The following is a 7,363-nucleotide window of genomic DNA, read 5'->3' on the forward strand; positions in this document are numbered from 1 at the left end:
TAGGAAAGTTTGAAGTGAGTTATCCGCGCCACTCAGGTGCGAAAGGGATCTCGTCATCGAGGTCACGCGCAAAGCCACCGCCACTCTGGTTTGAGTAGCTTTCCGACGATTGTGAATTGCTATACTGGTCGCGTGTTCTCGTCTCGCCGTAATCATCCGGGCTTGGGGTGCCGCGACCGCTGCCATTACCCTGCGGCAATAGTTGAAGTTCACCGCCAAAAGATTCCAGAACGGTTTCTGTCGAATATCGGGTGTTACCGTTCTGATCTTCCCACTTGCGTGTGCGGACTTTGCCAGAGATGAAAACGATATTGCCTTTTTTCAGATACTGCTCTGCCGTCTTTGCGATGTTCTGATTGAAAATCACGACTGTATGCCACTCGGACTTTTCTCTCTTCTCGCCGGTATCTCTGTCCCGCCAAGTATCGGACGTGACGATGCGCATACTAACAATCGTGTCGCCACTATTCGCTTTGCGCGCTTCCGGATCAGCGCCGAGACGACCGATCATCTCGTGTCGATTGAGGCTCATGATGCCCTCCAATCGATACCAAGATAACGTTTAAGACGGTCGAGCCATTGTTCTTCAGCCTTCAGTGCGCCCCATGGTTTGATAGCGCCGGTGAGTTTTGGCATTGGCAATTCGCGACCTGCCAGATTGCGATAACCAGTGGTGCCAAACAGTGCGAGTGTCTCTGCGCGCAACATACGTTCATCCATTTCGCGCACAGCTTGCGGCAAAACAGATGGCAGGCCAGCTTTACCAAAGATTGGTTGGTCCAGCTTGGCTTTGATCTCCTCGACAGCGTTGCGCACCCAGTGTGCGGGTATGTCGTGCAGACGGAAAAGAGCATCAGCCAAAAGTTCGGTCGTAGGCCGCGACTGATCACCAATCCATGCTTCATGCGCATCGTGCAACAGGAAATAACCTGCATATTCTGGATCGCCTGTTTCATTGATCAGAGCATCAGCGCCCATAACGCTATGCTGTGCCACCGAATATGCCAGCCCACTATAAATGCCGTTGAAACGTGCAATCTTTGAGAGAGCATTTCCAAGCGTTTGCCAGTGAACATCAGCCAGAGTTGGTTGGGCGAGATTCATGAGACTGCCATCAGGTCGAAAAGACATCACAGCACGTCTGCCCTGCTGTGCCGGTTCGCTGGCATCGTAGGATGCCTGTTCCTGGTCGCCCATGCCGAGGGTGTTCATGCCACAGCCCTCGAATGTAAAACCGCAATTTTAGGCAGCGTCTTTTCAGCGGCTTGCATCAAACGCCCGCGCTCAACTGGCAAGAGCGGCAACATATTGAGAAAAAGACCGAGATGGACAATGCAACGCTCTCGTTGCGCCGCCCATGGATCAAGCATGAGTGCCGCGCGGCCCGCACAATAACGGCCCCACGCCTCAAAAAAAGAGGAAGAAGTCAGAAAGTTTTCAGTCATTGGAGGGCGATTTGGAGCAGGTTCGCGCACCTTCATCGCCATGTCTTCAATATTATCATAAGCCGATTTGCGACTTTCTGATTTCCATTCTGATGCGAGATTTTGTGCCTGAATGCCAAACTCCAGAATTTCGGACGCTGTGAACCCGGCTCCAGTGAGGTCACGGAAAGTTGCCGCCCCACTCGACGCCGCAATGTCTTGCATCGTCCTTGCCATTTCGACAGCTCTTATATGCACAGCCGTTCCCGAGCCACGAGGATCAGATGCTCTCGTGTGCTTAATCGGGTGAAAGCCCGCTCCTGATACTGGGGATGCTAAATTTGTAGCGAGATTCATCTAAGCCTCCATGATTTGATAGAGGCTATATCGAATTATTTTCGATATTCTGTCAATCTTTATTATCGAATTAATTTCGATATTTGTAGCGCCACCGTAAAATGGCGTTAAACACTATTATTTTCTGAAATAAAAAACCCGGCAAATGCCGGGCAGTTTATTGATTTGGGATCAGATTGGTTATTCTCTTGTCACCGAGTATCGCACACGGCCAAGAATGCGAATGGTATCGCCCTCATCGCCGTTGATTGCGATAGCCTCTTGAAAGCGTGGATCGTCCGATTCTGGGAGAAGCCACATATCGCCATACTCATCAGCCCACAGTTTCTTGACTGTCGCCTCACGAAGCCCGTCAGACCGCTCGCGTTCGACGATGTAACGTTTACCGGGGATCAAATCCTCTGGACGCTCTAAAGCGTCGGCGAAAATGATAACTGAGCCGTCAGGATACCGCCTGTTCATGGATGGTCCCTTTATCTCAGCGCCATGTAATGTAACGTTGTCCAGCGAAGGATCGTCGGCAACAGGCACTTCATACTGATCTTCTAAAGGCCACTCCCAAGATTCAGACCAATGCCCGGCCTGAATATTGCCCTTCACCGTCACCATACGCCCCTTATGATTAACGATTGCCTCACGCGGCACCCCAAGCGCTTTTGCGTAAGCGTCAAGCTTGGCGACCGGCACGTCTACCTTGCCAGACTCATGACGTAAAACAGTCTGCCAAGACCAGCCCACCTTTTCGCCAAGCGCGGTTTGCGACAACCCCTGTGATTCTCTGAGTTCTTTGATCTTATTCTTCATGCTCAGCATCATAGAAATATCGCTAAAAATTCGTTATCGAAATATATTCGATACTGCGCTTGACAATCATATCGAATTTTGTTCGATATACAGCCATGAAGGAGAGAGTCATGAATCTTGCTGACTGGCGCAAAAGCGAAAAACTGTCTTGCGAAGAATTGGCCCGGCGTCTGGGGATTACTGTCTCTCGCGGCGGTACAAACGTTTGGAATTGGGAAAGCGGCAGAACACGCGCTGATGCTGATGTCATCGACCGTATTGAAAAGCTCACTGGCGGACATGTTACGCCGCTCGATATGCACCGTACGCGTCTCAGTTGGTTGCGCCGCAACAAATCTGTCTCCGGAGAAGCCGCATGACATTTCTACGTCGTGTTGATGATGCGATATGTGTGATGCGCTACGGCCATGCACGCCGAGATTGGGACCGTGTTCGTATTCGTCGTCTTCGCTTGCTTGTCCAAAAGGAAATGCGGAAGCTTGAACGCGAAGCTGCGCGGCATGATGATTTGTCATTTTATGCGACCTCGTGTCGTCTATCGGCGCAGGCGCTTGCGCGCCGCCTTGAACGCATCGTCAATCGCGTTGATTGTGATGCTTACCGCGTTTTGCTTGACCATCTCCTGATCGAGCGCTCCAATTTGCACGCCCGCCGCATATTTCAATGGGACGACTGGCATGCGCTCGACGATTTCAACAAGACGCATATTGAGAGCCCGGTAGTGCCCATGGTCGATCCTGCCAGCAAGCAATACGGCAAGCTCCTCAAAGGCCTTGGCCAACGCTTCGCTTTTGATCCGCTCCATGACAAGAGACGTTTCCACATTCGGGATTGGCATCGGCTTTTAGCTCCCTTGTTGCAATTGTCTGCCCGACGATTCCGAAGCACCAAGGTGGTTAGTCCGCCTTAGCGCTCCGACCCTCACAATCTGACATTCAAAATCATTTCCCAAAACGGGAAAAAACTGCGGATTTTCCCGCCACGGGAAAGCTTTGTCTTTTGAGGACTTAACTATGGCACTTGCAAATGAGGCATGGTTTTTGCGGATCAAATCCGCACAGCGCGATCTGATAAAATATTGCGGCGGGATCGAGCGCGTTTCGGAAATCACCAGTATCTCAAAGAGTCAGGTCGGCAGGTGGAACAACACCACTGACACAGACCTAATGCCTCTCAACGCTGTCTATATGCTGGAACGTGAATGCGGCGTTCCAGTGGTTACAACAGCTATGGCAGCTCTCAACGGGCGGCGGCTTGCTGATCCGGATGATGATGTGCGCGCCACCGGTAATCTGCTGGCTGCTCATTCCAGCGTCATGCGCAATGCCAGTGAACTGATGAGTGTCAGCGCACAAGCTTTTGCGGACGGCAAGGTCACCCACGCGGAGGCCACGCAAATGGACCGTGTGAGTTCAAACCTTGAGCGTTCGGTTACCGATTTACGCAGCAGCATTTCCCACCAGATGGCCAGCGCAAAGCGCGGCGATCCAAGCTTGCGCATTGTGGGTGATGAATGATGTTAATTCGCCAGCCACGCTCGCATCATGAATTCACCCGTTTGCTTATACTTCTTTCGGCGGTTTGTGCAGGTGGCACTATCGGCGGAATGTACGCATTTATGCTTTGGTGGGCGGTGTCACGATGACGATTTCCGCCAGCGGTTTGTTCCGCGCCATGGGTAAAAAAGCAAAAGTTTCTCCGGTGCTTCTTGATGGCCAGATTGTGAAATCTGACAAACGGGAGCGGGAAAAGAACGAATTCTATCCTACCCCGCCAGAGCCAACCCGCGCATTAATAGATGCCGAACTAGCGCGTTTGCGAGACTTTGACCGTATATGGGAGCCTGCAGCGGGCAATGGTGCGATGGTGCGTGAACTGCGCACTGTTGGGCTTGATGTTTACGCATCTGATCTCATTGATCGCGGCTGTGGTGCGGAGATCCGTGATTTTTATGATTACGCTTCTGCACCGGCTCAGGCGATTTTCACAAACCCACCCTTCATCGACTGTGGCTGGGGCACACCAGCTATTCATGCTTTGGGCAAGGGTAAAGCTCGCTGGCTCTACCACGCATTGGACACGCTTGGCGTAGAATATATGGCGCTGTTGCTCAACTGGTCATGGCCGGGTGCGGGCGGCTTGGACAGCTTTTGGTCTGAGTTCCCTCCATCTCGTGTGTACCTCATGCGATGGAAGATTGATTTTACCGGTCAGGGCGCACCACCGATGCTCAATGGATGGTTCGTATGGGATCGGCAGCATGCTGGTGAAACGGTTCTCCGCATGTTGGATCGAAAAGACGCCAGACAAGGCGAGTTGTTCGATGGGAGTGTGGCTGTATGAGCACGTCCACTCTAACCGATTTCACCATTCTCGGAATGTATGTTGATCGCAAGCGCATTTCCTCCCGCATGAGGGAAAGCGATGTGGCGCGCATCTGCGCCATCCCTTCAGATGATGTGCGACGCGTGATCAGTGGTAAGCGCATTGGCCCAGAATCTACGCATGCGCTTTGCCAATGGCTTGAGCGCCCTCACAGCTTTTTTGACCGCAATGAACTCGCCACCAGACGAGAGGCTTATCCATGAAAACTTTTGGCCAGCCGGGCAGCATCACACCGGCAAGCTTCAGAACTGATTTGCACCCAGCAACTATTATTGAGGGTTTGGCCCTGTTGCGTGAGATGGGCCTTACGCGAAAGCAAATGCGTGAAGCTTCCGGATATAGCGAACGCACCATTCGCAGACATCTCGCCACGCCGGCAGCGCAAATCAGACTGCCCGATGGACGTGCAGACCGCATGGTGGACTGCGAATGATACATTACGGCTCCCTTTGTTCAGGTATCGAGGCAGCAACACAGGCTTGGCATCCGCTGGGCTGGTCGCCTTCATTCTTCTCCGAGATTGAACGCTTTCCGTCTCAGGTTCTCACTCATCATTACGGTGCAAACATGCCGGGCGATGAACTGACTGCAAATGGTGTCCCCAACCTTGGTGACATGACCAAATTCAAGGAGTGGCCAGATTATGCAATTGACCTTCTTGTCGGCGGAACGCCGTGCCAATCTTTCTCAATCGCAGGACTTCGCCAAGGACTTGCTGACCCACGCGGCAACCTCATGCTCACCTATCTTGCCATCGCTCGACGCTATCAGCCCCGCTGGCTGGTTTGGGAGAACGTCCCCGGCGTCCTGTCTTCCAACGGAGGACGGGACTTTGGAACCTTTATCCGAGGGCTGGAAGAATGCGGGTATCATGCGGCCTGGAGAGTGCTTGACGCTCAGTATGTCCGAGTGGACGGGTATGGACGGGCAGTCCCTCAAAGACGAAGGCGTGTGTTCGTTGTCGGATATCTTGGAGATTGGCGACGTGCAGCAGCGGTATTATTTGAGCGCGAAGGCATGTCAGGGAATATTGCGCCGCGCAGAGAGCCGGGGAAAAAAGCTTCCCATTCAGCTGCGCAGCGCTCTGGATGCCGTGGCCTCATCGGCGGAATAGATTACGAGAACAACGCGCATGGCCCTAACGAGGCAACAGGCCCACTGCTGAAAGGCTCGCCATCCGGGGGCGGCAGACCATTACCGGCAGTAGCTTTTGAATTAGGGCGTGACGTAATTTCGATGGCAACGGGCCAAAGTGGGGCTGAGATCGGCTTCAACTGTGGACCGACACTAAGCTGCAATCATGAAGCGCCTATTGTCGCTGGCGCTATCTGCAAAGACAGCTTTACTGGCGGTGCTGGCGGCCGTCTAGAAGGTGCTGCAGCGGGTCATTTCGTTCCAGTCTCTTTTGGTGACGATGTAGCAAGAATACTTTCAGCCCGTCATGACCGTTCGCCTTGTGCCGACCGGGGCATGGATGTTGTCGCAACAGATGATTGGGCCGTTCGCCGCCTCACTCCAACCGAATGCGAACGTCTGCAAGGCTTTCCAGACGCATACACAAATATCCCAGTCGGCAAAAAAATGGCCGCTGATGGCCCTCGCTACAAAGCCCTCGGAAATTCCATGGCTATCAACTGCATGCGCTGGATAGGACGGCGGATTGAAATGGTTGAGGGCGCGAAGATGGAGACCGCATGATGAACCCCACTCTGGAACTCTTTGTCGAAAACGCGCGCGCTATCTCGATCTCTGATGGTGCGCAGCGGCTTGGCCTCAAATTCCGTGCAAGCGGCAACGAACACCCGCAACCCTGTCCCGCTTGCGGTGGTCGCGATACTTTTGCGTTCAATACTCAAAAGGGCAAATGGAATTGCCGTCAGGGTGGTATCGGCGGCAATGACGCAATCGGTATGACTGCACATATTCACGGCCTCAATCCTCGCAGCCGTGATGGGCTTCTTGAGGCCTGCTCAATACTATCGGGAGAACAGATTCCAGAAAGTGGCGAACGTGAAAGCGACAATGATCGCGAGGCACGACTGGCGCGGCTAGAAGCACAGCGCCGTAGCAATGAGCAATTTCAGGCCAGACAGAATGAACAGCAGGCAGATTATCGTGAAAAAGAACGGAACAAAGCTCGTGGCATTTATAGCCGTGCAACTGACTTAGTTTCAGCCTCTCAGCCAGATGGTCGCTTTTATCTTATGGCACGTGGCGCGGCTGTACCAGAAGCCACATGGTTGCGTGTCTCACCGTCCGTACCTTATTGGAGTGGTGATGAGTGTCCGACCTCAGCGCCTTTGAGACAAAACTGGTTTAATTAAGAAGAGAGGATTTTCGGCTCATCATAGCTTTATCAAAGGACGCAAAGATGAGACAGAAACCCGTTCCCC

General features: G+C 52.8%; 12 protein-coding genes. 8 read left to right on the plus strand and 4 right to left on the minus strand.

The features are described 5' to 3' along the window. Window positions 1-19 precede the first annotated feature (19 nt). From ssb to ABE530_RS16470, 4 genes are all read right to left on the minus strand, one after another. Complete coding sequence (gene ssb, locus ABE530_RS16455; RefSeq protein WP_499695218.1) at window positions 20-532, minus strand: single-stranded DNA-binding protein; 513 nt, start codon at window positions 530-532, stop codon at window positions 20-22. After that, on the minus strand, window positions 529-1,212 hold the full coding sequence (locus ABE530_RS16460; RefSeq protein WP_499695219.1) for a hypothetical protein: 684 nt from the start codon (window positions 1,210-1,212) through the stop codon (window positions 529-531). Before ABE530_RS16460 ends, ssb begins: the two co-directional genes overlap by 4 nt. Continuing rightward, on the minus strand, window positions 1,209-1,661 hold the full coding sequence (locus tag ABE530_RS16465) for a hypothetical protein (protein WP_499695220.1): 453 nt from the start codon (window positions 1,659-1,661) through the stop codon (window positions 1,209-1,211). Before ABE530_RS16465 ends, ABE530_RS16460 begins: the two co-directional genes overlap by 4 nt. 300 nt (window positions 1,662-1,961) lie before the next feature. Next, the gene (locus ABE530_RS16470) at window positions 1,962-2,585 is read right to left on the minus strand and encodes a LexA family transcriptional regulator (protein WP_499695221.1); all 624 of its coding nucleotides are present in this window, start codon (window positions 2,583-2,585) and stop codon (window positions 1,962-1,964) included. A gap of 110 nt (window positions 2,586-2,695) precedes the next feature. Here ABE530_RS16470 and ABE530_RS16475 point away from each other — a divergent pair, with 110 nt between their 5' ends. From ABE530_RS16475 to ABE530_RS16510, 8 genes are all read left to right on the plus strand, one after another. Then, window positions 2,696-2,944 carry a YdaS family helix-turn-helix protein gene (locus ABE530_RS16475; RefSeq protein WP_499695222.1) on the plus strand — a complete coding sequence of 83 codons (249 nt, stop codon included), beginning with the start codon at window positions 2,696-2,698 and terminating at the stop codon, window positions 2,942-2,944. Continuing rightward, entirely contained in the window at window positions 2,941-3,495 is a 555-nt protein-coding gene (locus ABE530_RS16480) for a hypothetical protein (protein ID WP_499695223.1), read from the plus strand. Before ABE530_RS16475 ends, ABE530_RS16480 begins: the two co-directional genes overlap by 4 nt. Window positions 3,496-3,598: 103 nt before the next feature. After that, the gene (locus ABE530_RS16485) at window positions 3,599-4,102 is read left to right on the plus strand and encodes a hypothetical protein (RefSeq protein ID WP_499695224.1); all 504 of its coding nucleotides are present in this window, start codon (window positions 3,599-3,601) and stop codon (window positions 4,100-4,102) included. A 124-nt stretch (window positions 4,103-4,226) separates the two neighbouring features. Beyond that, window positions 4,227-4,928, plus strand: a complete 702-nt coding sequence (locus tag ABE530_RS16490) for a hypothetical protein (protein ID WP_499695225.1) — start codon at window positions 4,227-4,229, stop codon at window positions 4,926-4,928. Continuing rightward, window positions 4,925-5,173 carry a hypothetical protein gene (locus ABE530_RS16495; RefSeq protein ID WP_499695226.1) on the plus strand — a complete coding sequence of 83 codons (249 nt, stop codon included), beginning with the start codon at window positions 4,925-4,927 and terminating at the stop codon, window positions 5,171-5,173. The genes ABE530_RS16490 and ABE530_RS16495 overlap by 4 nt, the downstream gene beginning before the upstream one ends. Next, a complete protein-coding gene (locus tag ABE530_RS16500; protein WP_499695227.1) occupies window positions 5,170-5,403 on the plus strand; it encodes a hypothetical protein in 234 nt (77 codons plus the stop codon). Before ABE530_RS16495 ends, ABE530_RS16500 begins: the two co-directional genes overlap by 4 nt. After that, window positions 5,400-6,668 (plus strand): DNA cytosine methyltransferase, encoded by a 1,269-nt coding sequence (locus tag ABE530_RS16505; RefSeq protein ID WP_499695228.1) that lies wholly within the window; start codon window positions 5,400-5,402, stop codon window positions 6,666-6,668. The genes ABE530_RS16500 and ABE530_RS16505 overlap by 4 nt, the downstream gene beginning before the upstream one ends. After that, on the plus strand, window positions 6,665-7,294 hold the full coding sequence (locus ABE530_RS16510) for a primase-helicase zinc-binding domain-containing protein (protein WP_499695229.1): 630 nt from the start codon (window positions 6,665-6,667) through the stop codon (window positions 7,292-7,294). Before ABE530_RS16505 ends, ABE530_RS16510 begins: the two co-directional genes overlap by 4 nt. The last annotated feature ends 69 nt before the right edge of the window (window positions 7,295-7,363 follow it).

This window comes from Brucella sp. TWI559 (assembly GCF_039674265.1).
Lineage (GTDB): Bacteria > Pseudomonadota > Alphaproteobacteria > Rhizobiales > Rhizobiaceae > Brucella > Brucella chromiisoli.